26 protein-coding genes are annotated in these 22,690 nt (G+C 62.3%); 10 read left to right on the top strand and 16 right to left on the bottom strand.

Going from position 1 to position 22,690, the window contains the following annotated elements:
- Positions 1 to 52 precede the first annotated feature (52 nt).
- Positions 53 to 664, top strand: a complete 612-nt coding sequence (locus NKI95_RS14515) for an LOG family protein (protein ID WP_254820219.1) — start codon at positions 53 to 55, stop codon at positions 662 to 664.
- A gap of 94 nt (positions 665 to 758) precedes the next feature.
- On the opposite strand, the gene NKI95_RS14510 is transcribed toward NKI95_RS14515, so the two are convergent.
- Positions 759 to 1,646 (bottom strand): LysR family transcriptional regulator, encoded by an 888-nt coding sequence (locus NKI95_RS14510; RefSeq protein ID WP_352717513.1) that lies wholly within the window; start codon positions 1,644 to 1,646, stop codon positions 759 to 761.
- Positions 1,647 to 1,764: 118 nt separating this feature from the next.
- On the opposite strand from NKI95_RS14510, the gene NKI95_RS14505 reads away from it, so the two are divergent.
- A complete protein-coding gene (locus NKI95_RS14505) occupies positions 1,765 to 2,055 on the top strand; it encodes a muconolactone Delta-isomerase family protein (RefSeq protein WP_352717512.1) in 291 nt (96 codons plus the stop codon).
- A gap of 54 nt (positions 2,056 to 2,109) precedes the next feature.
- Here the strand turns inward: NKI95_RS14505 and rarD are convergent, their stop codons facing one another.
- The 8 genes from rarD to cysS form a co-directional block, all read right to left on the bottom strand.
- Entirely contained in the window at positions 2,110 to 3,042 is a 933-nt protein-coding gene (gene rarD / locus NKI95_RS14500; RefSeq protein WP_352717510.1) for an EamA family transporter RarD, read from the bottom strand.
- 83 nt (positions 3,043 to 3,125) lie between these two features.
- Positions 3,126 to 4,748 (bottom strand): citramalate synthase, encoded by a 1,623-nt coding sequence (gene cimA / locus NKI95_RS14495; RefSeq protein ID WP_352717509.1) that lies wholly within the window; start codon positions 4,746 to 4,748, stop codon positions 3,126 to 3,128.
- Positions 4,745 to 5,701 carry a prolyl aminopeptidase gene (gene pip / locus NKI95_RS14490; protein WP_352717507.1) on the bottom strand — a complete coding sequence of 319 codons (957 nt, stop codon included), beginning with the start codon at positions 5,699 to 5,701 and terminating at the stop codon, positions 4,745 to 4,747. The genes cimA and pip overlap by 4 nt, the downstream gene beginning before the upstream one ends.
- Positions 5,698 to 6,174 (bottom strand): GFA family protein, encoded by a 477-nt coding sequence (locus NKI95_RS14485; protein ID WP_352717506.1) that lies wholly within the window; start codon positions 6,172 to 6,174, stop codon positions 5,698 to 5,700. Before NKI95_RS14485 ends, pip begins: the two co-directional genes overlap by 4 nt.
- A complete protein-coding gene (locus tag NKI95_RS14480; protein WP_352717504.1) occupies positions 6,171 to 6,662 on the bottom strand; it encodes a GFA family protein in 492 nt (163 codons plus the stop codon). The genes NKI95_RS14485 and NKI95_RS14480 overlap by 4 nt, the downstream gene beginning before the upstream one ends.
- A gap of 6 nt (positions 6,663 to 6,668) precedes the next feature.
- A complete protein-coding gene (locus tag NKI95_RS14475) occupies positions 6,669 to 7,055 on the bottom strand; it encodes a VOC family protein (RefSeq protein WP_352717503.1) in 387 nt (128 codons plus the stop codon).
- The gene (locus tag NKI95_RS14470; RefSeq protein WP_352717502.1) at positions 7,052 to 7,459 is read right to left on the bottom strand and encodes an endonuclease domain-containing protein; all 408 of its coding nucleotides are present in this window, start codon (positions 7,457 to 7,459) and stop codon (positions 7,052 to 7,054) included. The genes NKI95_RS14475 and NKI95_RS14470 overlap by 4 nt, the downstream gene beginning before the upstream one ends.
- A 178-nt stretch (positions 7,460 to 7,637) precedes the next feature.
- The gene (gene cysS / locus NKI95_RS14465) at positions 7,638 to 9,140 is read right to left on the bottom strand and encodes a cysteine--tRNA ligase (protein WP_352717500.1); all 1,503 of its coding nucleotides are present in this window, start codon (positions 9,138 to 9,140) and stop codon (positions 7,638 to 7,640) included.
- A gap of 419 nt (positions 9,141 to 9,559) precedes the next feature.
- Here cysS and NKI95_RS14460 point away from each other — a divergent pair, with 419 nt between their 5' ends.
- Positions 9,560 to 9,709 carry a hypothetical protein gene (locus NKI95_RS14460; RefSeq protein WP_023677745.1) on the top strand — a complete coding sequence of 50 codons (150 nt, stop codon included), beginning with the start codon at positions 9,560 to 9,562 and terminating at the stop codon, positions 9,707 to 9,709.
- 45 nt (positions 9,710 to 9,754) lie between these two features.
- Here NKI95_RS14460 and NKI95_RS14455 read toward each other — a convergent pair whose 3' ends face one another.
- The gene (locus NKI95_RS14455) at positions 9,755 to 10,516 is read right to left on the bottom strand and encodes an SOS response-associated peptidase (RefSeq protein WP_352717498.1); all 762 of its coding nucleotides are present in this window, start codon (positions 10,514 to 10,516) and stop codon (positions 9,755 to 9,757) included.
- A 123-nt stretch (positions 10,517 to 10,639) separates the two neighbouring features.
- Here NKI95_RS14455 and NKI95_RS14450 point away from each other — a divergent pair, with 123 nt between their 5' ends.
- The 4 genes from NKI95_RS14450 (at position 10,640) to NKI95_RS14435 (ending at position 13,007) form a co-directional block, all read left to right on the top strand.
- Positions 10,640 to 11,065: an NUDIX hydrolase gene (locus NKI95_RS14450; RefSeq protein ID WP_352717497.1), complete on the top strand. Its 426-nt coding sequence runs from the start codon at positions 10,640 to 10,642 to the stop codon at positions 11,063 to 11,065.
- 48 nt (positions 11,066 to 11,113) lie between these two features.
- Entirely contained in the window at positions 11,114 to 11,491 is a 378-nt protein-coding gene (locus tag NKI95_RS14445) for a TIGR02301 family protein (protein WP_352717496.1), read from the top strand.
- Between the two features lie 374 nt (positions 11,492 to 11,865).
- Positions 11,866 to 12,123 carry a hypothetical protein gene (locus NKI95_RS14440; RefSeq protein ID WP_023677749.1) on the top strand — a complete coding sequence of 86 codons (258 nt, stop codon included), beginning with the start codon at positions 11,866 to 11,868 and terminating at the stop codon, positions 12,121 to 12,123.
- Between the two features lie 80 nt (positions 12,124 to 12,203).
- Complete coding sequence (locus NKI95_RS14435) at positions 12,204 to 13,007, top strand: hypothetical protein (RefSeq protein WP_352717494.1); 804 nt, start codon at positions 12,204 to 12,206, stop codon at positions 13,005 to 13,007.
- 34 nt (positions 13,008 to 13,041) lie between these two features.
- Here the strand turns inward: NKI95_RS14435 and NKI95_RS14430 are convergent, their stop codons facing one another.
- Positions 13,042 to 14,373: a dihydroorotase gene (locus NKI95_RS14430; RefSeq protein ID WP_352717493.1), complete on the bottom strand. Its 1,332-nt coding sequence runs from the start codon at positions 14,371 to 14,373 to the stop codon at positions 13,042 to 13,044.
- A gap of 83 nt (positions 14,374 to 14,456) precedes the next feature.
- Between NKI95_RS14430 and ygfZ the strand changes: the two genes are divergently transcribed.
- From ygfZ to NKI95_RS14415, 3 genes are all read left to right on the top strand, one after another.
- Complete coding sequence (gene ygfZ / locus NKI95_RS14425; protein WP_352717492.1) at positions 14,457 to 15,317, top strand: CAF17-like 4Fe-4S cluster assembly/insertion protein YgfZ; 861 nt, start codon at positions 14,457 to 14,459, stop codon at positions 15,315 to 15,317.
- Positions 15,317 to 15,949 (top strand): HD domain-containing protein, encoded by a 633-nt coding sequence (locus NKI95_RS14420; protein ID WP_352717491.1) that lies wholly within the window; start codon positions 15,317 to 15,319, stop codon positions 15,947 to 15,949. The genes ygfZ and NKI95_RS14420 overlap by 1 nt, the downstream gene beginning before the upstream one ends.
- A 64-nt stretch (positions 15,950 to 16,013) precedes the next feature.
- Positions 16,014 to 18,152 carry a putative bifunctional diguanylate cyclase/phosphodiesterase gene (locus tag NKI95_RS14415; RefSeq protein ID WP_352717489.1) on the top strand — a complete coding sequence of 713 codons (2,139 nt, stop codon included), beginning with the start codon at positions 16,014 to 16,016 and terminating at the stop codon, positions 18,150 to 18,152.
- An 89-nt stretch (positions 18,153 to 18,241) separates the two neighbouring features.
- Here the strand turns inward: NKI95_RS14415 and NKI95_RS14410 are convergent, their stop codons facing one another.
- The 5 genes from NKI95_RS14410 to NKI95_RS14390 all read right to left on the bottom strand — a co-directional run bounded on the left by NKI95_RS14410 (position 18,242) and on the right by NKI95_RS14390 (position 22,618).
- Entirely contained in the window at positions 18,242 to 18,514 is a 273-nt protein-coding gene (locus NKI95_RS14410; RefSeq protein ID WP_352717487.1) for a DUF3303 domain-containing protein, read from the bottom strand.
- Between the two features lie 22 nt (positions 18,515 to 18,536).
- Positions 18,537 to 20,000, bottom strand: coding sequence for a RimK family ATP-grasp domain-containing protein (locus NKI95_RS14405; protein ID WP_352717486.1), 1,464 nt, complete (start codon positions 19,998 to 20,000; stop codon positions 18,537 to 18,539).
- Positions 19,997 to 21,103 carry a peptidase C39 family protein gene (locus NKI95_RS14400; protein WP_352717484.1) on the bottom strand — a complete coding sequence of 369 codons (1,107 nt, stop codon included), beginning with the start codon at positions 21,101 to 21,103 and terminating at the stop codon, positions 19,997 to 19,999. The genes NKI95_RS14405 and NKI95_RS14400 overlap by 4 nt, the downstream gene beginning before the upstream one ends.
- 208 nt (positions 21,104 to 21,311) lie before the next feature.
- The gene (locus NKI95_RS14395; RefSeq protein WP_352717482.1) at positions 21,312 to 22,103 is read right to left on the bottom strand and encodes an anti-sigma factor family protein; all 792 of its coding nucleotides are present in this window, start codon (positions 22,101 to 22,103) and stop codon (positions 21,312 to 21,314) included.
- Positions 22,104 to 22,105: 2 nt separating this feature from the next.
- The gene (locus NKI95_RS14390; RefSeq protein ID WP_292657948.1) at positions 22,106 to 22,618 is read right to left on the bottom strand and encodes a sigma-70 family RNA polymerase sigma factor; all 513 of its coding nucleotides are present in this window, start codon (positions 22,616 to 22,618) and stop codon (positions 22,106 to 22,108) included.
- Positions 22,619 to 22,690: the final 72 nt, after the last annotated feature.

Raw genomic sequence — 22,690 nt, 5'->3', positions numbered from 1 at the left:
AAGCCCGCCCCAGGGCTTGACCATGCCAATAGTCCCTATCACCAATCATAACATGAACACGATTCGATCTGTCTGCGTCTATTGCGGCTCGTCCCCGGGCCGAGATGAGACCTATATCAAGGCCGGACACCTGCTTGGCCGCTCGATCGCCAAGTCCGGCCTGCGTCTGATTTATGGCGGCGGCACTAAAGGTATCATGGGTGCCGTCGCTGAAGGGGCATTAAAGGCCGGCGGCAAGGTAACCGGCATAATTCCACGTTTTCTGATCAACCGGGAGGCGACCGAAACCGCGCTCAACCGGCTCGACGAGCTCGTCATCACCGACAACATGCACGAGCGCAAACACAGGATGTTCGAGAAATCCGACGCCTTTGTGGCGTTGCCCGGCGGCATCGGCACCGTCGAGGAGATCGTCGAGATCATGACTTGGGCGCAGCTCGGCCATCACCGCAAGCCGATCGTCTTCGGCAACGTCGGAGGGTTCTGGGATCCGATGCTGGCGTTGCTCGACCACATGGCAACGGAGGGCTTCATCCACACGGCGCAACGGGTCAAGCCGCTGGTGGTCGAGGACCCGGAAGCAATCGTCGCCGCCATCATGGTGGCGGGATCCTCCGTCGACGCACCGACGGAGGGCGTGCAGTCGGTGATTGATAAGATGTAGAGTGAATGGTGAATGGTGAATGGTGAAGTACAAGACTTTCCGAACCGGCGCCTGTCTATCCCCTACTGACTATTCACTATTCACCATTCACTATTCACCCCCGCCCTACCGCCCTCCTTAAGTCCGCAATGACCGCACGCTTGTCCTGACGCCGCCAGGCGAGATGGATCGAGACCGTGCGTTCGAACCACGGCAGATCGCGAAATACGATCTGAGGCGGCGCGGCACTCCGCAGGCTGGCCTGCACCGTCGCCAGCCCAAGTCCGGCGCTGACCAATCCCAATGACGTCAACGGATCGGTCGTCTCATAGGCAATCTCGGGCAGGAAGCCGGCCTTCGCGCAAGCGGCGAGAAATTGGCTGCGGTTGGTGTCGTCAGGCTGGCGCACCACCGTGATCCACGTACGTCCGTCCAGTTGCTGCGGCAGTATCTCCGCGATATCGGCCAATGGATCGCCTTCCGGCATCGCCAGAACCAGCGCCTCGCGCATGATGAGCATGGCGGCGATGTCGGGATCGTCGGCAGAAGGAGGCGTGTAGACGAGGCCCAGATCGAGCGATCGTTCGCGCAGCGCTTCGATCTGCGCGGCGGAACGCTCGCCCTTCAGTTGAAGATGAAATTCGGGCCGGTCGCGGCGAAACTGGCGCAGCATCCGAGCGACAAGCCCGGCATGGACCGCGCCTTCGACATAGCCGACAGCGAGACGGCCGACCGTACCGCTGGCGAGATTGCGGCCGAGCTCCTCCAGCCGTCTTGCATGGGCCAGCAGCGCACGCGCCTCGGTAAGAAAGGCGCGGCCTTCGGGATTGAGATGAACACGCTGCCTCGCCCTCTCGAACAATACCACGCCCAGTTGCTCCTCCAGCTGCATGATCTGACGGCTGAGCGGCGACTGCGAGATGTGCAGCAATTCGGCGGCACGGCCGACGTTGCCGGTTTCGGCCACCGTGATGAAATAGCGGAGCTGGCGCAGGTCGAACATTGTTGCTCCGATGCTAAAGTCCCACAAGGTCTCAACTTTAGCCTAATCAGTCTTGGACTGTCTGGCCAGCCGAAGCGAATATTTTCGCCATTCCAACGGCCAACATCAGGAGATTCCGATGCAGTTCTTTGCCCTTCTTGCGCGCAACACCGAAAAGTTCACCGACGCCGATTTCGCGCCGCTGCTGCCTGGCGAGGCCGAGCAGCGCCGCACGCTCTATGCCGAAGGCGCCGCGCGTCAGGTGTGGAATCGAGGCGACATTCCCGGCAGCGGCATGATGTTCGAGGCCGACAGCGATGCCGACGTGCGCAGCCATCTCGCAACCTTGCCGCTGGTCAAGGCCGGCATGATGGACATTGCCGCCGTCGTGCCGCTGCAGCCCTATCCCGGCTTCGGGCCGAAGCACTGAGCGATCGTTAAAGAGGCGGCTGCCGGCATTAGGCCCGCCAGCCGCCTTTCTTCGTTACGCGGCTCGAGCGGATGCGGCAACGATCTTGCGCGCCGAAGAAAACATCGACCAGGAGTACATCGCCAGGGCCGCCCAGATCAGTCCGAAGGCTATGGCCTGAACGGTGCCGAAGGGTTCGCCGAAAATCAGCACCGCGATCAAAAAGACGATCGTCGGCGCGATATATTGCATGATGCCGATGGTGGAGAGGCGCAGCAGCCGGGCGCCGAACGCAAACAACAGCAGCGGCACGGCGGTGACCGGACCGCAGCCAATCAGCAAGGCGGTGTCGTTCAGCGAGCTGGAGACGAAATGATCCTGTCCTGTGGCGATCAGGAAGGTGATGTAGCCGAGTGCCGGCACCGACAGCAGCAGCACTTCAAGCAGGAAGCCCTGGCTCGGGCCGATTGGCAGCGTCTTGCGGAAGAAGCCATAGGCGGCAAAGGAAAAGGCCAGCACCAGCGATACCCAGGGCAGCTTGCCGGCGTCGATGGTCAGCACCGCGACCGCGATTGCCGCCAGCACCACCGCCGCGATTTGCAGGCGGTCGAGCCGCTCGCCGAGCAGCAGCGCGCCGACAACGACGCTGACCAGCGGGTTGATGTAGTAGCCGAGCGCCGTCTCGATGGTGCGGTCGACGGCGATCGCCCAGACATAGATGCCCCAGTTGACCGAGATCAGCGCCGCCGTCAGCACCGCCATCGAAATGATGCGCGGCGAGCGAACTGCCGCTTTGAAATCGGCAGTGCGGCCGGCCCAGACCAGGACAGCGGCCGCGATCGGCACCGACCAGACGACGCGGTGGGCGATGACTTCGGCCAGAGGCAGATGAGCGACAGCCTTCATATAGAAGGGCAGCAGCCCCCAAAGCAGGTAGGCGCCGAGCGCCAGCAGGAAGCCGCGACGAGCTTTGGTGTCGGCCTCGATTTGAAGTGCTTGGGTAGTCATGGCCCAAGGCTATGCGCCAGCGGCTTGCCCAAAACCATCGCAAACTGCTGATGGATCAATGGAGTCTCGCTGATGGTTCAACGCTACTCCGCCGCCGCCAATCCCGCCATGTCGCGGTTCTTCATCAGCTTGTAGACGATCGAATCCATCAGCGCCTGGAACGAAGCATCGATGATGTTTTCGGAGACGCCGACCGTCCACCAGCGCGCGCCGGTGCCGTCATGCGATTCGATCAGCACGCGGGTGATCGCCTCGGTGCCGCCATTGAGGATACGCACCTTGAAGTCGGCCAGCTCGAGATCGGCGATCTCGCTCTGGAATTTGCCGAGATCCTTGCGCAGCGCAATGTCGAGCGCGTTGACCGGGCCGTGGCCTTCGGCGACCGACATCTTCTCCTCGCCCTCGACCAGCACTTTCACAATCGCCTCCGAGACCGTCTTCAGCTGGCCGTTGGCGTCGAAGCGGCGCTCGACCATGCAGCGGAACGAGGTGACGCGGAAGAATTCCGGCAGGCCGTGCAGCATCTTGCGCGCCAGAAGCTCGAAGCTGGCGTCGGCGCCTTCGTAGGCGTAGCCCTCCGCCTCACGTTCCTTGACCACAGCGATCAGCGCGTCGAGGCGATGGTCATCCCGGGGTATGTCGATGCCGCGCCGTTTCAGCTCGGCGAGGAAATTGGCCTTGCCGCCTTGGTCAGAAACCATGACACGGCGGCGGTTGCCGACCGTCTCTGGGGGCACATGCTCGTAGGTCGCCGGCTCCTTGGCCAGCGCCGAGGCATGGATGCCGGCCTTGGTGGCGAAAGCGGAGGCGCCGACATAGGGAGCCTGCGCTTCCGGGGCGCGGTTCAGCAACTCGTCGAAGGCGCGGGACAGGCGCGATATACCGGTCAACGCCTCTGCCGAAATGCCTGTAGCAAAGCGGCGGGAAAAGGCCGGCTTCAACGCCAATGTCGGCACGATCGAGATCAGGTTGGCGTTGCCGCAGCGCTCGCCGATGCCGTTCAGCGTGCCCTGGATCTGGCGCACGCCGGCCTCGACGGCGGCAAGCGAATTTGCCACCGCCTGACCGGTGTCGTCATGGGCGTGGATGCCGAGATGGTCGCCCGGTATGCCGGCCGCGATCACCTTTTCGACGATGGCGCGCACCTCGGAGGGCTGCGTGCCGCCATTGGTGTCGCACAGCACCACCCAGCGCGCGCCGGCTTCATAAGCCGTCCTGGCGCAGGCCAGCGCATAATCGGGGTTGGCCTTGAAGCCGTCAAAGAAATGCTCGCAGTCGACAATTGCCTCCTTGCCGGCCGTGAGCGCCGCCTCGACCGAGGCCTTGATCGCCTCGAGGTTCTCCTCATTGGTGCAGCCGAGAGCGACGCGGACATGGTAGTCCCAACTCTTGGCGACGAAGCAGATGGCATCCGACTTCGACTGGACCAGCGTGGCAAGGCCGGGATCGTTCGAGATCGACACTCCTGGCCGTTTGGTCATGCCAAAGGCAACGAACTTGGCATCCGCCGTGCGACGCTCGGCAAAGAAGGCGGTGTCGGTTGGATTGGCGCCGGGGTAGCCGCCCTCGACGTAGTCGATGCCGAACTCGTCGAGCAGCTTGGCGATGGCGATCTTGTCCTCGACGGAGAAGTCGATACCCGGCGTCTGCTGACCATCGCGCAGCGTAGTGTCGAACAGATAAAGGCGCTCGCGAGCCATGGTCATTTCCCGGCAAACATGTCCGTTGCGCGGATCAGCCTGTCGAGGATGCCCGGCTCCGAATAGGCGTGGCCGGCGCCTTCGATCAGATGGAAATCCGCTTTCGGCCACGCCTTGTGCAGCGCCCAGGCGTAGCGCGCCGGGCACGGCATGTCGTAGCGGCCGTGAACAATGGTACCCGGGATATCCTTAAGCTTCCATGCATCGCGCAGCAGCTGTCCCTCTTCCAGCCAGCCGGCATGGACGAAATAGTGGTTCTCGATGCGGGCGAAAGCCAGGGCATAATAATCCTGGCCGAAGGGATCGCTGGTTTCCGGTTCCGGCAGCAAAGTGATCGTCTCGCCCTCCCATAGGCTCCAGGCGCGAGCGGCCTCGACCTGCGCCACAGGATCGCTGCCGACCAGCCGTTTGCGATAGGCGGCCATCATGTCGCCACGCTCAGCCTCCGGGATCGGCGCCAGAAACCGCTCCCACTTGTCGGGGAACATCTCTGACACACCGAACTGGTAGTACCATTCGAGTTCGGCGCGAGTCAGCGTGTAGATGCCGCGCACGACCAGTTCGCTGGCCCGCTCGGGGTGTTTCTCGGCATAGGCCAGCGCCAGCGTCGAACCCCACGAGCCGCCGAACACCAGCCATTTGTCGAAGCCGCACATTTTTCGCAGGCGCTCGATGTCGGCGACCAGGTGCCAGGTGGTGTTGGCTTCAAGCGAGGCATTGGGCGTCGATTTTCCGCAGCCGCGCTGGTCGAACAGGATGACATCGTACAGCTTCGGATCGAACAGCCGCCGGTGCTTTGGCGAAATGGTGCCGCCCGGCCCGCCATGCAGGAACACAGCCGGCTTGGCACCGCGGGTGCCTGAGCGCTCCCAATAGACCTGATGGCCATCGCCAACGTCGAGCATGCCGGACTCGAAAGCCTCGATCTCGGCATAGAGGGTACGGAATTCGCTGCTCATAATTTCAGGCCCTGCTGCGGCCAGTTGGCCGTCTCGTGATCGGGATGCTGGAAGGAGATGATGGATTCCTGTCGCGCGTAGAAATCCGGGTCGTCATGGATCCGCGCGTCGAAGATCGTCTCGACCCAGGGCAGCCTGGCGGCGTAGTTGACCTGGATCTGCGGCGCCAGATCGGAACGGTCGTCGAAGGCGCCGATTGCGATCTCCAGCGCGCCGGGCTGGCGGTAGGTCAGCGGTGTGCCGCAGCGGGCGCAGAAGCCGCGATCGATGTTGACCGACGACTGAAAGTAACTCGGCTCCTCGCGCAGCCATTCGACGCCGTCGCTCGGCACCGTCACCAGCGCGCCGAAAAACGAGCCGAACTGTTTCTGGCACATGCGGCAATGGCAGATCGAGGGGCGGCCGAGCGCGCCGTGGATGCGGAAGCGCACGGCGCCGCACTGGCAGCCGCCGGTACGAACGGTTTCGGTCATGATTTTTCCTCCGGCGGCCATTGTTCGGTGTCGTGGTCGGGATGCTGGTAGGAGACGAGATCGGCGAGATAGGAGGCCGACGAGACGTCGGCCATCGTTTCCTCACCGGGCAATTCGTGGACGTGATCCACGTAGGGGAGCTTGGCTTCGACACCCCATTGGATGGTCGGGGCGATCTCCTCGGGCTGGTCGAATGTGGCGATGGCGAGCGCCACGCCGTCGGGCGCTTCGAAGGTCAGCGGCGTGCCGCATTCGGCGCAGAAACCGCGCAACGCCGCATTGGACGAGCGGAAGCGTTTGGGCTCGCCGCGCGTCCAATCGAGCCTTGCGCCGCGCACCGAGACCAGCGGCAGGTAGAAATTGCCGCTCGCCTTCTGGCACATGCGGCAATGGCAGACGGAAGCATCGCCGAGCGCGCCTTCGACGCGGAAGCGCACCGCGCCGCACTGGCAGCCGCCTGAATACACCGGTTTGTTGTCGAGGCTCATCGCGCATTACTCCGGAGCATGGCAGACCGCCTCGATATTGTTGCCGTCCGGATCGAAGACGAAGGCAGCGTAATAGTTGGGGTGGTAGTGCGGTCGCAGGCCCGGCCCGCCATTGTCCTTGCCGCCGGCGGCGATCGCAGCGGCGTGAAAGGCATCGACCTCGGCGCGGCTGCGCGCGGTGAAAGCGACATGCTGATGATCCTTCGGCTTGTCCTTGCCGGCGTGCAGCCAAAACACCGGCCGGTCGCGGCCGTAGCCGCCGACCTTGGCGCCGCCGGTATATTCCTGCGGCACCATGTAGAGCAGCGAGGCGCCGAGCGGCGCCATCGCCCTGTCGTAAAAAGCCTTCGACGCGTCGAAATCTGAAACGGTGATGCCGAGATGATCGATCATGGAACTGCCTCCCTTCCAGGTTCGTCGGCCGGCATTTCGGCACGGGCCAGACCGGCCTCGATCACGATGTGCTGGCAGACATTGTCGATATTGCGGATGACGTCGTCGTTCCAGAAACGCAGGATGGTCCAGCCTAACGCCTCAAGCCTAGCTGTTCTCGCGGCGTCGGATGCCGAAGCTTCGGCCCGAGCGTGCTGAGAACCATCCAACTCGACGATCAGCTTTTTCGCCGGGCAGGCGAAATCGACGATGTAGCCGGCGATGGGCATCTGCCGCCTGAAAGCTAGTCCCATCAGCCTGTGCGCTCTTATCTCGTTCCAAAGCTTCAGCTCGGCGTCGGTCATGGTTCTGCGCATCTTGCGCGCATTGCTGCGGCTGTTGGAGGGTACTGGGAAATGCGTCATCGCGGTTCGCCCCCCTCTGTCCTACCGGACATCTCCCCCTCAAGGGGGGAGATCGGCAGCCTCACCGGAGGCGCCCAATCATCAACGCAGGCGATTGGCGAAAGCCGAAGTGACGTCCAATCTCCCCCCTTGAGGGGGAGATGCCCGGCAGGGCAGAGGGGGGTGCTTGGCGCCACCCTCACCGCTTCACCTCCCAAGTGGTAATGCGTTCGCCAGTGACGGGATCCTTGCCGTCCTTCAATTGGATGCCTTGCGCCAAAAGCTCGTCGCGGATGCGGTCGGCTTCGGCCCAGTTCTTGGCGGCGATCAGGGTGAGACGGGCCTCAATAGCCTCAACAATGGCCTGTTCGGTAACTTTAGCTTCCGCAAAATCGAACCCAAGAAACAACAGCGCTGCCTTCAATTCAGCAGCGGCATTCAACTTAAATTCGACGTCAATTGGATCGCCGTCAATTTCAGCGAAGGGAGTTTCCGAACTCTCTAACCCCAGACCCTTGCTAGCATCGGATGCGAGCTCCGCGAGCACATAAAAAGCATGTGGTGTCGAAAGGTCATCCGAAAGTGCCCTCACAAAATTATGTGGAAGGTTCATTTCATAACGCGCTTCATCCGCCGCCCGCTTCCATTTACGCAGCGTATTCTCCGCCTCTTCCAGCTTGCGCACGGAAAAGTCGATCGGCTCGCGATAGTGCGTCATCAGCATCGCCAGCCTGAGCACCTCGCCCGGCCATTTGCGGCCGCCAAAGGTCTCCGTCTCCAGCAATTCGGTGATCGAATAGAAATTGCCCAGGCTCTTGGACATCTTCTGACCTTCGACCTGCAGGAAACCGTTGTGCATCCACACCTTGGCCATCGTTTCGGTGCCGTGGGCGCAACGCGACTGCGCGATCTCGTTCTCGTGGTGCGGAAAGATCAGGTCGAGACCACCGCCATGGATGTCGAACACCTCGCCGAGATAGGCGGCCGACATCGCCGAGCACTCGATGTGCCAGCCCGGCCGACCCCTGCCCCACGGGCTGTCCCAGCCCGGCTCCTCGGGCGAAGACAATTTCCAGAGCACGAAATCCTGGGGGTTTTTCTTGTGTGCATCGACGGCGACGCGGGCGCCTGCCTGCTGCTCGTCGAGATTGCGCTTCGACAACTGCCCGTAGTCCGGCATGGAAGCGGTGTCGAACAGGACTTCTCCAGCCGCGACATAGGCATGGCCGCGTTCGATCAAGCGTTGAATCAAGAAGATCATGTCGACCTTGCCGTCGGGCCTGGGCTCGACGAACTCCGTGGCGCGCGGCTCGACCGTCGGCTCCAGGCAACCGAGCGCCGCGACGTCCTTGTGGAACTGACCGGCGGTCTTTTCGGTGACCCGCCTGATCGCTTCGTTCAGCGACAGCTTGCCAGAGGCAATCTCGCCGCCGAAATCGCGCAGGGCGCGGGCGTTGATCTTGTCGTCGACGTCCGTAATGTTGCGGACGTAAGTGACGTGCGCTTGCCCGTAGAGATGGCGCAGCAAACGGAACAGCACGTCGAAGACGATCACCGGCCGCGCATTGCCGATATGGGCGAAGTCATAGACCGTCGGGCCGCAGACATACATGCGCACGTTGCGCGGATCGATCGGGAAGAAATCCTCCTTGCTCCGCGTTAGCGTATTGTAGAGGCGCAGGCTCTTCGATGCGTCAGACATACGTGCGTTCCCGGTGCGTTACTTTGGTTGAGCATGATCTTTTGGGATCGTGCTCTGGATGGAGTCGGTTACGCCGAGGCGCAAATCGGGCTCCAGCCTGCTGGCCGGGGCGTTTGTCCAATCTGGGAGGAGATGAGGCGAAAACGTCCAGGACCAGCGCGAGGCTAGCCGATAATGCAAATGCCACAAATGGCGAAAGACGTTCTCATGGCCGGCTTTATCGCCTTGCCCGGTGTTGCCGTCAAGTCGCTACCTTCGCCAAAAATATCGTTGGCTCACAGGAATTGAGCCATTGAAACATTTTATTAAACAGGTCGGCACTGTCATGAAACATTCGCCGGCTAGATCAGCAAGCGTCACGATTTGGTCGGATTCGGCCAGCAAACGCAGACACGAAGACGTTACCAGGGAAGAGAGCAATGCCTAAGCAAGAATCCAACCGCGCCAAGCAACCGGCGCTCGCCAGCCACTACCGGGCGATCGGCCCGGCAGCAATCGTCGCAGCTCTTCTGCACACCGCGAAGAAGAAAAAGCCGGCGCAGAAGATCGTTTCGCCGCGCGCTGCCTGAGAATGCCGTCGGGAAAAGATTGCGAACCAGCAATAGTAGCTTTTGCTAAAATAAACTCATCTGATTGTCGTTCGCGCTGGACTTCTGGCGCTTGACCTTCTCGGGCTCAGGCTTGACGACGCCCTTCTCCTGAATCTCCGGCCCGGTATTGGCGACCTTGTTGACGAGGTCGGAAACCGGGATCGCTTCGAAGAAATCGGGCTGGGCGGGTCTCAGTAGATCGGCCACATCGCGCGGCTCGAGCGTACGGCAATCCAGCCAGCGCGCGAAATCGTCGGGGTGGATCACTACCGGCATGCGGTCGTAGATATGGGCAGTATCGGCATTGGCGTGGGCGGTCAGAATGGCGCCGGTGTCCATTTCCGAGCCGCCCGGCTCGGCATAGGTCTCAATGAGCCCGGCGAAGGCGACAAGCCCGCCATGCCTTGGCTGCACCCAATAGGGCTGCCCTCTTCTGCCACCGGTTTGGTGCCATTCGTAGAATCCCGAAGCCGGTACCAGGGCGCGGCGATGGCGCATGGCAGCGCGAAACGACGCCTTTTCCGAAGCCCCCTCGGAACGCGCGTTGAACAGCAGCGGGAAGTTACGCGTATCCCTGACCCAGGCCGGAATCAGGCCCCAGCGCACCAGCATCGAGCGGCGGTCGGGCAGGTTCGAGCCCGGCGCCTGCGGCAATCCGGCGAGCGCCATCAGCACCGGCTGCGTCGGCGCGATGTTGTAGCGGGCCGGAAACTCCTCAAGTTCCGCTAGGCCGAGAAAGGCGGCGGTCTGGTCCGGAGTGGCTGTCAAAGCAAAGCGTCCGCACATGAATTCAGCTCTCGAATTGGTGGCATGTGAAAGTGGCCATGGAACCCGCCTTTCGCAACCGCTAAAGCTGTTCGCCGACGGCCGGTCCACAACGGGCTATGCCAATCGAGCGATCCGGAGCCCATGGAAGCACGCAAGATCATTCCGGCAGTCTCGGTCTGCGTCGTGCGCGAGAACACGGTGCTACTGGTCAAGCGGGCCAGGCCGCCCTCGCAAGGCCTCTATGCCTTTCCCGGCGGCAAGGTCGAAGCCGGCGAGACGCTGGCACAGGCAGCACGGCGCGAATTGCTGGAAGAGACCGGATTGCAGGCGCGCAGCTACCGGCCGCTGCGGGAAATCCACATCGACGGCAGCGGCGACGGGCATCCGGTCGACTATTGGCTGACGGTGTTTGGGGCCAATTATGCCGGCGGCGAGGCGGTGGCCAGCGACGACGCCGAAACCGCGGCTTTCTATACGCTGGCCGAAATGACGGCGATGCCGCTCGCCGATGCAGTGTTTGAAATTGCCGACGATCTACTCGGCCCCAACAAGGACGGCGAGACCTGAGCCAGAGAATCGCCTTGCAGGCGACAAATTGTTTCAGCACAAAGCCTCATGAGCCGCACGTCCTCGTTTCTCGCCGCCTGCCTCGCCGTCAGTGTGAGTTTCGGCGTGCGTCCGGCAATCGCCGCCGAAGCGCCATTCGAGCCTGGGCTGATGCGGCTGGCGGAAGTGCTCGGTTCTCTGCATTTCCTGCGTAATCTGTGTGGCGAGAAAGGCGACCGGTGGCGAGCCGAGGTGGAAAAACTGATCGCATCGGAAAATCCGAACCCGGAGCGGCGCGCCCGCTTCATCGCCAGCTTCAACCGCGGCTACCGGTCCTTCGGCGGCACTTATACCCAATGCACCGCCTCGGCGACGGAAGCCATCAGCCGCTACATGAAGGAAGGCGAGACACTATCTCGCGACATAGCCTCTCGCTACGGAAACTGACGGCGGCAGCTGCCGTTCCGGCAAACCGGCATCAAGCGCCGGCGCTGTAGGTGGCGGACGCGTTCGACACTTCTCCGCTTGCCTCGAGTGAGGCCTTGGTGCAAACCTGATGTTGCACTTTTGCAACTATGTTAACGAAACGTTAGCGCGCGAATGTGAAATTAACTCAAACTGAAGGTTTCCGTCCCCTTGGCCGGCCTAATCGGCTAAGTTTGAAACGGATCGGACGCAGGTTTGCTGGACGCGACGGAATTTGTAGAAAACGACCAAAAAAATGTCGCATTTACAAATACTTACTGCGCCTGCGTGTAAAAGGGACAACTCAAGCTTGATCCCTGTCCAACGGATCACCGCTTGAAAGGGTGGACATCGCAATGGAACATGGCGTCAACGACATCGACGCGCTGGTCAGGGAAGAAAAGCGCCTGACCGCCGTGGAAAGCCACAGCGAAGCCTGGGCGGAAGGATTGTCGGCCGGGATCGAGCCGGAAATCATCGCCGAGGCAGCCCTCGAAACGGCATTCGGCGAAATGCTGCGCACCAATGGCGAGACCTCGGCGCTTGCCCTGCTCGATCGCATGCGTGAAAAGGTGATTGCCGGGGCCTTCGAGCCCGAAAGGCTGCGGCACTGACCCCGGTTCTTTGACGACGGCGCGCCGCCGGACATCATGTCCGGGCACATGGATGGGCTGGAACCAGGGAGTAGCAGGCGGTGAATTTTTCGATATCAGGCAAGCCGCGCGGCCTGGTCCTCAGCATTTGGCTTACTGCTTCCTGCGCCACGATTCCCCTTGCACTGTTTCTTGCGAGCAGTCCCGCTCACGCCCTCAGCGAGATCAAGCGCGAAGACCTGCCTTCGCCGGTCACACCGCCGCCGGACGGCGAAATGTCGCCGCCTGGAAGTACCGTGCCGATGCCCGGCCCGCTCGGCACGACACCACCTGCAGCCAGCCAGCCGACTCCGTCCGACGAGCCAGAGCAAACCGAACCGAAAGGGCCAGCGGACGATGGCGGGATGGCCAATCCGCATGTCGATCCGGACGCGCCTGTGCCCGAAGTCGTCTACGACCTTGCCAAGTTGCCGGAACCGGTCAGGCGCATGCACGATCTGATCGTCGAGGCCTGCAAGAGCGGCGACATCGAAAGACTGCGGCCGCTGATCGGTGCGGGCGACATGATGACCCAATTGTCGCTGGGCGACATGGAGGGCGACCCGATCGCCTTCCTGAAAGGGCTTTCGGGCGACACGGAAGGCCAGGAAATCCTCGCCATCCTGGAAGAGGTGCTCAATGCCGGCTATGTCCACGTCGATGCAGGCACTCCGCAGGATCTCTACGTCTGGCCGTATTTTTTCGCCCTGCCGCTGGACAAGCTCGATGCCAGGCAGCGGGTCGAGTTGTTCAAGATCGTCACCGCAAGCGACTATGACAACATGAAGCAGTTCGGTGCCTACATCTTCTACCGAGTCGGCATCACGCCGACCGGGCAATGGACGTTCTTCGTCGCCGGGGATTGAGTGGTCTAGCCTGGCCCTTATCGAGGCAGGGAGCCTAGCGCGCGAGCGCCTCGGAAAACTCCACCGCCCTACCCTGGCCCGGCGCGACGATCTCGCCTTCCCACATCACGCGCCGGCCCCGAACGATAGTGCCGACCGGCCAGCCGGTCACCTGCCTGCCGTCATAAGGCGTCCAGCCGGCCTTGGAACCTTGCTGGGCGTTGGCGATGGTCTCGCGGCGCTTCAGATCGACAATGGTGAAATCGGCATCGTAGCCGGCGGCAATACGGCCTTTCCTGGCGATGCCGAAGATGCGTTGCGGACCATGGCTGGTCAGGTCGACAAAGCGCTGCAAGGTGAGCCGGCCGGCGTTGACATGGTCCAGCATAATCGGCACCAGGGTCTGCACGCCGGTCATGCCGGACGGCGACGCCGGATAAGGTTTTGCCTTCTCGGCCAGCGTGTGCGGCGCATGGTCGGAGCCGAGCACGTCGACAACGCCCTGCGCAATGCCCTGCCAAACCCCGTCGCGATGGCGCGTGGCGCGCACCGGCGGGTTCATCTGGATCAACGTACCGAGCTGCGCATAATCATCGGCGCTCAGCGTCAAATGATGCGGCGTCGCCTCGCAGGTCGCGACATCCTTGTGCTGTTCGAGGAAGCCTATCTCCTCGGCGGTCGAGATGTGCAGCACATGGATCCGGGCGCGGACCTGGCGCGCGATGCGCACCAGGCGCTCTGTGCAGCGCAATGCTGCGATCTCGTCGCGCCACACCGGATGTGAGGACGGATCGCCCGCGATGCGCTCGCCAAGCCGCTCGCGCAGCCGGAACTCGTCCTCGGAGTGAAAGGCGGCGCGGCGGCGTGTGTTCCTCAGGATCGAGGCAACGCCTTCATCGTCCTCGACGAGCAGGTCGCCGGTGGACGAGCCCATGAACACTTTAATGCCGGCCGCACCCGGCAGCCGCTCGAGATCGCCGGCGTCGTTCGCATTGTCGCGGGTGCCGCCGACCCAGAAGGCAAAGTCGCAATGCATGCGGCCGGTGGCACGCCGCACCTTGTCGGCAAGGGTTGCCTCGCTGGTGGTCAGCGGATTGGTGTTCGGCATCTCGAAGACGGCGGTGACGCCGCCGAGCACCGCTGCCCGCGAGCCCGTCTCCAGATCTTCCTTGTGCTCCAGGCCCGGCTCACGGAAATGCACCTGGCTGTCGACGATGCCCGGCAGGATGTGCAGCCCGCGGCAGTCGATCGTCTCGCCCGCCGACGCCTGGCGAAGGTCGCCGATGGCAGCGATGCGCCCACCATTGATGCCAACGTCGCGAAAACCCTCGCCGTCATGGTTGACCACGATGCCGCCTGTCAGGATGAGATCGTAGATGGGGGCCATGCGGATCCGGTCTCTTGCGGGGGAAGTGCCAGCGGCTTACGTAATGGCCGATAGTTTTGCAAGCTCAGGCTCGTTTTCCCACCATGCCCTTTGCCTCGCTCAGAGATCGCGCACTCGTTTCCGTGTCCGGGCCGGATGCCGAGCACTTTTTGCAGAACATCCTGACCACCGACCTCGACGCGCTCGGTAGCAGCGAAGCAAAGCCCGGCGCGCTGCTGACGCCGCAAGGCAAGATCCTTTTTGACTTCCTGATCTCGCGCGCCGGCGAAAATGCTTTCCGCCTTGAGTGCCGTGCCGAGACCGCTGACGATTTCATGCGCCGGCTGACGCTCTACAAGTTGCGCGCCAAAGTCCAAATTGCCAAGCTGGATCAGCTGGTTGTGACCGTTCTATGGGAAAGCGATTCAACCGCCTCGCAATTTGAAGCAGCACCGTTTGCGGATGCGCGGTTCGTCGATGCTATCGTCAAGCGCTTCTATGATGGCACCGCAGAAGGAGGCGACCTTGCCGCATGGCAAGCCGTTCGCATTGCCCATGGCATTGCCGAAAGCGGCGCGGACTACCAGCTCGGCGATGCGTTTCCGCATGACGTGCTGCTCGACGAGATCGGCGGCGTCGGCTTCAAGAAGGGCTGCTATGTCGGCCAGGAGGTCGTCTCGCGTATGCAGCATCGCGGCACTGCCAGGCGCCGGGTGTTGATCGTCTCGGCTGAACGCTCCCTGCCCGCCTCGGGCGCAGAGTTGACGGTGGAGGGGCGACCGGTCGGCACGCTTGGCTCGACCGCCGGCACGACAGGCCTTGCCATTACCCGCATCGACCGGGTCAAGGCAGCGCTCGACGCCGGCCTGCCGATCCTGGCTGACGACGTCGCCGTGTCGCTCGCCATCCCGTCCTGGGCGAAATTCAGCTTTCCGCAGGAAGCCGTCGGCGCGGAGGACGCCTGATGGCGGCCGATCGCGCGGGGGCGCCGCCGCGCGCCTGGCAGCGCATGCTGTCCGGGCGACGGCTCGATCTGCTCGACCCCTCGCCGCTCGACATCGAGATCTCCGATATTGCCCATGGCCTTGCCCGCGTCGCACGCTGGAACGGCCAGACCAGAGGCGACCACGCCTTTTCGGTCGCCCAGCATTCACTGCTGGTCGAAACGCTTGTCGGTGAGCTGATGCCGGATGCCGACGCCGATATGCGGTTGGCGGCGCTGCTGCACGACGCGCCGGAATATGTCATCGGCGACATGATCTCGCCGTTCAAATCCGTGATGGGCGGCAGCTACAGGGATTGCGAGATCAGGCTGCAGCGCGCCATCCATCTGCGCTTTTCACTGCCGGCCGAACTCGACGCGGGACTGCGCAAGGAGATCAAGCGAGCGGATCAGATCGCCGCTTATTTCGAAGCAACGCTGCTTGCGGGTTTTTCGACGGCAGAGGCGACGGAGTTCTTCGGCAGGCCGCGCGGCTTCAATGCCGAGCGCTTCGACGTCACGCCGCGCTCGGTGACTTGGGCGCAGAATTCCTTTCTCAAACGCTTTGCGGCGATCGAAAAGTCGCGACGCCAGACTGCCGTTCCAGCCGGCTGAAAACGGTAAATTAACCGGCAGGGACAACAGTGCCATGGTTAACCATGGTCCATAGGCTTGCCTCATGCCCGTTGCCGGTATCAAGGCTGGTTCGTTCGTCCGCCGACGGAGGGCCAAAGGCGTTGGTCAGCCGCAACCTATTGAAGACGAGCTGCGCGAACAGAACGAGCGTTTTTCGGCAGCGGTCGAGAACATGTCGCATGGCCTGTGCATGTTCGATGCCGATGAACGGATGATCATCTGCAACAGGAACTACATCAGCATCTTTCGCCTCGACGCCGAAGTGGTGCGGCCCGGCATCCGGTTTTTCGACATCCTCCAGCACAGCGTGGATATCGGCATCGCCTCGCAAAGCGCTGAGCAACTCTATGCCATCCGCAAGCCCTATATCGACCAGGCAAAACCTTCCACCTATGAGGAAACGCTTGCAGACGGGCGTATCGTCAACATTTCGCACCGGCCGCTGGCGTCAGGCGGTTGGGTATCGATCTACGAGGACATCACCGAGCAACGGCGCGCCGAGCAGGAGTTGAAGGAGCAGCACCGCCGTTTCGACGCGGCTCTTGCCAACATGTCGCAAGGCCTTTTGATGTACGATGCGGACGGCAAGCTGATCGTGCGCAACGAACGTTTCCTGGAACTTTATCATGTCAGGCCGGCCGACTTCCCGCTTGGCATGAGTCACCATGATGCGTTCAAGCGGCTGCTGGAACTCGGCATTTATACAAAACTCGACCCCGACAGCGAAATCTCGCAAATCGAAGCCTGCCTGCGGGCGGGCAAAACACACGTAACGCATCGCCATCTCGCTGACGGCAGAACGCTGCTGGTTGCGCGCCGGCCGATGAGCGGCGGCGGCTGGGTCGCGACGTTCGACGACGTCACCGAGCGCAGGCGTGTGGAAGAGCGCATGACCCATCTTGCGCACCACGACACACTGACCAACCTGCCCAATCGCTCGATGCTTCGCGAACGGCTGGACCAAGCCCTCAGTGAGACGACAGACGGATCGCTGGCGATATTCTCGCTCGACCTCGATCACTTCAAGGCAGTCAATGATAGCTGGGGTCACCCCGCTGGCGACTGGCTGCTGAAATGCGTGGCCGAACGGCTGCAACGGTGCCTGCGCAACGAAACGGACGTTGTCTCCCGCTTCGGCGGCGACGAATTCGTCATCATCCAGTTCAATCTCAAAAGCCCGGGCGATGCGGAAAAGCTGGCCAAACGCATCGTCGAGATCATCGGAAAGCCGTTTCGCGACAAGAGACACGACATGCGCGTCGGCATCAGTGTTGGCATCGCGCTGTTTCCGAATGACGGCAAGGACGCCGACACTTTGCTGAAAAACGCCGATATGGCGCTCTATCGGGCAAAGAGCGAAGGGCGCAACCTGTACCGCTTCTTCGAACCAGCCATGGATGCGATGGTGCGCGCGCGCCGGGCACTCGAAATCGATCTCAGGGCGGCGCTGTCGCGCCGGGAATTCGAGCTGGATTTCCAGCCGATCATGAACATCGCCTCCGGCGAAATCGTCGGTGCCGAAGCCTTGATGCGCTGGCGTTCGCCAGTGCGCGGCCTCGTGCGGCCGGACGACTTCATTCCGGCCGCCGAGGAGACCGGGCTGATCGTGCCGCTTGGAGAATGGGCGCTGCGAAAAGCCTGCACGACCGCGGCAGGATGGGCGCCTTTGCGCATTGCAGTCAATGTCTCGGCCGTGCAAATCAAAAGCGGCACCTTTGCCCGCAGCGTCATCTCGGCACTGGCGTTCTCGGGCGTGCCGGCCAACCGGCTTGAACTGGAAATCACCGAAACGGTGCTGATGGACGAGAGCGATCTGGTGCTCAAGACACTCAGGCAGCTACGCGATCTGGGCGTCCGCATCGCGCTGGACGATTTCGGCACCGGCTATTCCTCGCTCGGCTACCTCAGGCGCTTTCCCGTCGACAAGATCAAGATCGATCGTTCCTTCATCAGCGATATCGACAGCCGCGATACCGCGGCAATCGTGCGCACCATCATCGGGCTTGGCGCACAGCTGGGCATCACCGTCACCGCCGAGGGTGTCGAGACCGAAGCGCAGCTTGAATTCCTGCAAAAAGAGGGTTGCGTCGAGGCTCAGGGCTATTTGATCGGGGTACCGTCAAAAGCGTCGGACATTAATCAGCTGCTGAAGTCGAGCGCGACGATCAGGCAGTCTGGCTAAGTGCGACAGCCGGGCGAGCCAGTCATCGGCTCAGCCTGGAGATCTGCTATCAATACAATGTCTGGATATATCTCGTCGAAGCGCGCGGGTCAGAGGTGTCCGCTCAATGCCTCCACCATATCCTTGTTCGTCGCCACGGGAACGATCTCGAATTCGACCAGATCCGCCCATTCGATGACCCACCGCTGCAGGAGCGTGACGTCATCGGCCTCCACCAGCAGGAAGCAGCGGCTCATGTCCGCTGCGATCCAGCTGTAGTGCACGAGGAGCGCGTCCGGCTTCAGGCGGCCCTGGTCGCGGAAACGGCGGTAGATCTCCTTACGGTCGCAGCCGCGAAAATCCTCGGTTACGAAGAACAGCATCTTTTTCCCCTCAATTCGGATGTCATCGGCCCGGCCGGTCCAGCCGCTCCAGGAACCACTGCGTCAGCCGCACCCAGACCTCGTCTTTCTCGCCGGAGTCTTCCCAGCCGTGGTCGAGGTTGGGGTTGTCGTTGACCTCGATGACGAAGACGCCGTCCCTGGTTTCCTTGAGGTCGACGCCGTAGAGGCCGTCGCCGATGCAGCGCGCCGCGCTCACCGCCGTCTCGACGACATGGGCCGGCGCTTCCTTCAGGGTGAAGGTCTTGATGCCGCCCTGGTCGGGCTTGCCGTTGGCCTTATGATTGACGATCTGCCAATGTTTCTTGGCCATCAGATAATGGACGGCAAACAAGGGTTGGCCGCCGAGGACGCCGACGCGCCAGTCATATTCCGTCGGAATGAATTTTTGCGCGATCAGGAGGTCGGAATCCTCCAGCCATTCGGTTGCGAGCGTCTTCAACTCTTCGAAAGTGCCGCATTTCTTGACGCCGCGCGAAAACGAGGAGTCCGGGATTTTCAGCACCAGCGGGAAACCCAGCGTCTGCGCCGCAAGTTCCAGGTCCGAGGTACCGGCTATCATCACCGTCGGCGGCACCGGTACCTTGTTGTAGGTCATCAGTTCGTTGAGATAGACCTTGTTGGTGCAGCGGATCATCGACAGCGGATCGTCGATGACCGGCATGCCTTCCTGCTGGGCGCGGCGGGCAAAGCGGTAGGTGTGGTTGGAGATCGAAGTGGTCTCGCGGATGAACAGCGCGTCGTAATTGGCGAGCTTGGCCAGATCCCGCTTGGTGATCGGCTCGATTTCGACGCCCATCTTTTCAGCGATCTTGGCCCAGTGGCGCAGCGACGAAATCTCCGACGGTGGCAGTTCCTCATGCGGATCGACCAGCGTGGCGAAAGTGTAGCGCGCCGGCGTGCGGCCCTTGGTGTCGCGCCACTCGCGGTTGGTGTAGGTCTCCAGGCACTGGAGAAAGTGCGTTTCCTCGTCCTCGGTCATCCTGGCCAGGGGATGGAAGCCGATCTTGCGGATCGAGGCCCATTCGGTGCTGTCCCTGATGTGGACCTCGAGCGCCGGGGCACGAAACCAGTCGAACAGAAGTTTTGCGAAGCGGTCCCAGATCCTGGACGGTCCGATGCCGAAGAAGATGCAGACCTTCTGCGGGAAAGCGCCGCCCAGGTCCTTGCGGCACTTGTTGAGTGCGAGTTCGAGTTCCGGCAACGCGTGCTCATAGAGTTTGCGCTCCGACAGATCGATCATCGTTTCGACAGTCGGGATGACCTTGTGGCCACGCGAACCTGCGAGCAGCGAGGCATAATAGCCGCGGCTCTGGTAGCCGTAATTGTTCGACAGGTTGATGACCTTCGGCCGCTGACCGCGAAACAGTGCCGGATGGGCAAGGTAGTCGCGATTGGTGATGATCTTGTGCGGCGTCGCCACTTGGTCGAGATCGTTCTGCCGGCCGGTAAGGATGACCCAGGTCATTGGCTATCGCGCTTTCCGAGAGTGATGGCGGCGCGCAATCCGTCGCGGCCGAATTGCGCCATGTTCATGAAGATGCCGTAAGGCACGGGAATGTTGGCAGCATCGAGGATCGTCTCCTGCCGCTCGTCCTCGACCCAAGGGTCGTGGATCAGGATATGATCGCCGTCGTCACCGATGGCCAATACCCAGTGCGGAACCTTCTTGCCGAACATCAGGAAGCCGCTGATCAGGACCAGCACCAGTTTTCCCTCTGCGATCGCGGTGCGAATGTCGTCAAGCCCGAATGAACGGTAATTCACCGGGATGCGGTAAAGTTCCGCGCGGCGGCGAAAGTCGACCTGCGCCAGCTCCATGACCCGGCGCTTGTCCTCGCTGCGCACCGACTGCAGGAACAGCGCGCCGTAGAAGGAGACATAGATCTCAGCAGCAAGCCCGCTCTCATGGCCGGCGACGGCCAGCCCGAACGGCTCGCAGCCGCCGGGGCCGGACATCATGAAAACGGTCGTCGCCTCACGCCACAGCCGGATTTCCATCACCGGGTCCGGCACGAAGCCAGGGCCGAAGTAAGCCATCGCCATCATCAGGCAGCATGGTCCGCAGGTGAACTCGCAAGTCTGCTGATAAAACGGCACTTCGGTGGCCACCGGAATGTCGCCGCGCAAGGTCTTTTCATAGCGTAGCGCCGTGGCGCCATCCTCGTAATAGTCCAGCTCGCGGCCGATCTTGCGGTAGCCGCTCTGCTCGTAGATCTGGATCGCGCGCGGGTTGTCCTCGCGGACTTCCAAACGAAGCATCATGCGGCCGTGCTCGAAAGCCGCGGCCTCGGCCTCTTCCAGCAGCAGGCGGCCAACGCCACGGCCGCCGAAAAATGGACCGACGGCGATCGAATAAAGCCGCGCGACGCCGCTGCCCTTGCGAAACAGCACGACCGCATAGCCGGCGACGCGGCCATCGCTTTCGCCAACCAGCAGTTCGGCGGTGTCGCGTTCGATCAGTTGACGAAAGGAGCGGCGAGAAATGCGATCGCTCGAGAAAACGGCTTTTTCGATGGCGGCGAGGTCATCGACGTCGGACGCGCGGGCCTTGCGAATCTCGGCAGGCATGCGGGCTCAGAAAACCTCGATTGGGTTGTGGAAACGGCCCTAGTCTAAACATCGGTCACACCAGCCGAAGTGCCAGCATTCAGCAAGCGCTATCGCACCTCGATTAGGGCCGAATTGTGACAGTTTTGACGGCAGGCAGGTCGCGCAAAGGCTTTGAACGACCTCCGTGTTTAGGCATCGGCGCGGCTCCGGAAAAACGAGAGCCTGCTCAGCTTTGCAAGCCCGCCAAAAGCTGGCCATAGGCGCTCTTGGCCACCGCGGCCAGCCGCTCGCGCGGCAGCGAGCCGACGACGGCGCAGCCATAACCCTTGTCCAGCCAATAGACGGCCTCAGGACCATCTTCCTCCCCATAAGTGCCCTTGGCCTTGGCTGCCGATTCGGCGGTGACGAAGAGCGATATGCGCTCGCCCTTGACGTCCTCGTAAAGCAGCATCGCGGCCTTGCCCTGGCCGGCAGGCAGCAGCCGGCCACCGACCAGTTGGAATCCCTGCGCCGCCAGATCCGGCGCGACGAGCTTCAAACCCACCTGGTTCGACAACCAGCTCTGCAAATGATCCTTGTCGCTTGCCGGCACTTCCACCGCATGCCGCTTTTCGGCGGCATAGATGACATGGGCGGCGATCGCCTCTTCGGCAAGCTGGTCTTCGGCCGTGTTTTCCAGGCCGAGGCGGCCGATGCCGGCAAGGTAGCCGCCAGTGCCGCCAATCACCAGGATGGCGGCAGCGGCGGCCGCAAGCCACCAACGCGAGCGCGACGGCGCCGCTCTCACCACCGGCGCCTCGCCTTGCACCACCTTGCTCAGCCGCACCGGGACGGGTTCGTCCAGCACGCCGTTAAAGGCTGCGCGCAACGCTGCCCGGTCGGCGGCGTAGCGTGCGCTCTTGGCCTTCATCTCGGCATTGGCCTCGAGCCATGCCTCATAGGCCGTCCGCTCGTCGCCCGGCAACTCGCCATCGAGAGCCATGTGGATGTCGCGTTCGGAGAAATCGCGCCGGCTCATTTCTAGACGATCCTTATCGAGCGGCGGCGCGCGGTATCATCCAGCAGCGCGCGCAGTTCCTCACGCCCGCGCGCGATGCGCGACATTAAGGTGCCGGCGGGAACTCCAAGGATGTTGGCGGCTTCGGCATAGGAAAACCCTTCGATGGCGACCATCACAAGTGCCGCGCGCCGGTCCGGGCTGATCGCCTGCAGCGCGTCGACGATCTCGCGTGAGGCGATGCTCTCGACCTGCTCGGCGGGTGCTGCCTGCGCCTCGCTTGCCTCGAGCGGCAGCATCGCCGCCTCGCCGCGCCGGTTCACCTTGCGCATCTGGTCGATAAACAAATGGTGCATGATCGTAAACAGCCACCTCCTGGGGCTTTCTCCTGTCTGCCAATTGTCGAGCCGCACAAGTGCCCGCTCGAGACAATCCTGGACGAGATCGTCGGCTGAATCGCGGTCGCGCAACAGCGAGCGTGCATAGCGGCGCAGACGCGGTATTTCACCAAGGATTGCTGCCTTCTTTTCGTCCATGACCGCTGGTTCTGAGGCCCCTGTCCGTGGTGATTGAACGCGCCTTTGCAGCGCGGCGCAAGCGGCCAGCGC

It is taken from the genome of Mesorhizobium sp. M0306 (genome assembly GCF_040321655.1).
Classification (GTDB): Bacteria; Pseudomonadota; Alphaproteobacteria; order Rhizobiales; family Rhizobiaceae; genus Mesorhizobium.
This window is presented reverse-complemented; position numbering and strand designations above follow the sequence as displayed.

Coding starts and splice junctions, on each gene's coding strand:
- NKI95_RS14440 (WP_023677749.1), top strand. CDS start 11,866: ATGGAACATGGCGTCAACGACATCGACGCGCTGGTCAGGGAAGAAAAG.
- pip (WP_352717507.1), bottom strand. CDS start 5,701: ATGAGCAGCGAATTCCGTACCCTCTATGCCGAGATCGAGGCTTTCGAG.
- NKI95_RS14470 (WP_352717502.1), bottom strand. CDS start 7,459: ATGACGCATTTCCCAGTACCCTCCAACAGCCGCAGCAATGCGCGCAAG.
- NKI95_RS14400 (WP_352717484.1), bottom strand. CDS start 21,103: ATGCCTGCCGAGATTCGCAAGGCCCGCGCGTCCGACGTCGATGACCTC.
- NKI95_RS14390 (WP_292657948.1), bottom strand. CDS start 22,618: ATGGACGAAAAGAAGGCAGCAATCCTTGGTGAAATACCGCGTCTGCGC.
- cysS (WP_352717500.1), bottom strand. CDS start 9,140: ATGTCTGACGCATCGAAGAGCCTGCGCCTCTACAATACGCTAACGCGG.
- rarD (WP_352717510.1), bottom strand. CDS start 3,042: ATGACTACCCAAGCACTTCAAATCGAGGCCGACACCAAAGCTCGTCGC.
- NKI95_RS14450 (WP_352717497.1), top strand. CDS start 10,640: ATGGAAGCACGCAAGATCATTCCGGCAGTCTCGGTCTGCGTCGTGCGC.
- NKI95_RS14510 (WP_352717513.1), bottom strand. CDS start 1,646: ATGTTCGACCTGCGCCAGCTCCGCTATTTCATCACGGTGGCCGAAACC.
- NKI95_RS14505 (WP_352717512.1), top strand. CDS start 1,765: ATGCAGTTCTTTGCCCTTCTTGCGCGCAACACCGAAAAGTTCACCGAC.
- NKI95_RS14455 (WP_352717498.1), bottom strand. CDS start 10,516: ATGTGCGGACGCTTTGCTTTGACAGCCACTCCGGACCAGACCGCCGCC.
- NKI95_RS14410 (WP_352717487.1), bottom strand. CDS start 18,514: ATGCTGTTCTTCGTAACCGAGGATTTTCGCGGCTGCGACCGTAAGGAG.
- NKI95_RS14460 (WP_023677745.1), top strand. CDS start 9,560: ATGCCTAAGCAAGAATCCAACCGCGCCAAGCAACCGGCGCTCGCCAGC.
- NKI95_RS14395 (WP_352717482.1), bottom strand. CDS start 22,103: ATGAGCCGGCGCGATTTCTCCGAACGCGACATCCACATGGCTCTCGAT.
- NKI95_RS14480 (WP_352717504.1), bottom strand. CDS start 6,662: ATGAGCCTCGACAACAAACCGGTGTATTCAGGCGGCTGCCAGTGCGGC.
- NKI95_RS14445 (WP_352717496.1), top strand. CDS start 11,114: ATGAGCCGCACGTCCTCGTTTCTCGCCGCCTGCCTCGCCGTCAGTGTG.
- cimA (WP_352717509.1), bottom strand. CDS start 4,748: ATGACCATGGCTCGCGAGCGCCTTTATCTGTTCGACACTACGCTGCGC.
- NKI95_RS14475 (WP_352717503.1), bottom strand. CDS start 7,055: ATGATCGATCATCTCGGCATCACCGTTTCAGATTTCGACGCGTCGAAG.
- NKI95_RS14430 (WP_352717493.1), bottom strand. CDS start 14,373: ATGGCCCCCATCTACGATCTCATCCTGACAGGCGGCATCGTGGTCAAC.
- NKI95_RS14415 (WP_352717489.1), top strand. CDS start 16,014: ATGCCCGTTGCCGGTATCAAGGCTGGTTCGTTCGTCCGCCGACGGAGG.
- NKI95_RS14420 (WP_352717491.1), top strand. CDS start 15,317: ATGGCGGCCGATCGCGCGGGGGCGCCGCCGCGCGCCTGGCAGCGCATG.
- NKI95_RS14515 (WP_254820219.1), top strand. CDS start 53: ATGAACACGATTCGATCTGTCTGCGTCTATTGCGGCTCGTCCCCGGGC.
- ygfZ (WP_352717492.1), top strand. CDS start 14,457: ATGCCCTTTGCCTCGCTCAGAGATCGCGCACTCGTTTCCGTGTCCGGG.
- NKI95_RS14405 (WP_352717486.1), bottom strand. CDS start 20,000: ATGACCTGGGTCATCCTTACCGGCCGGCAGAACGATCTCGACCAAGTG.
- NKI95_RS14485 (WP_352717506.1), bottom strand. CDS start 6,174: ATGACCGAAACCGTTCGTACCGGCGGCTGCCAGTGCGGCGCCGTGCGC.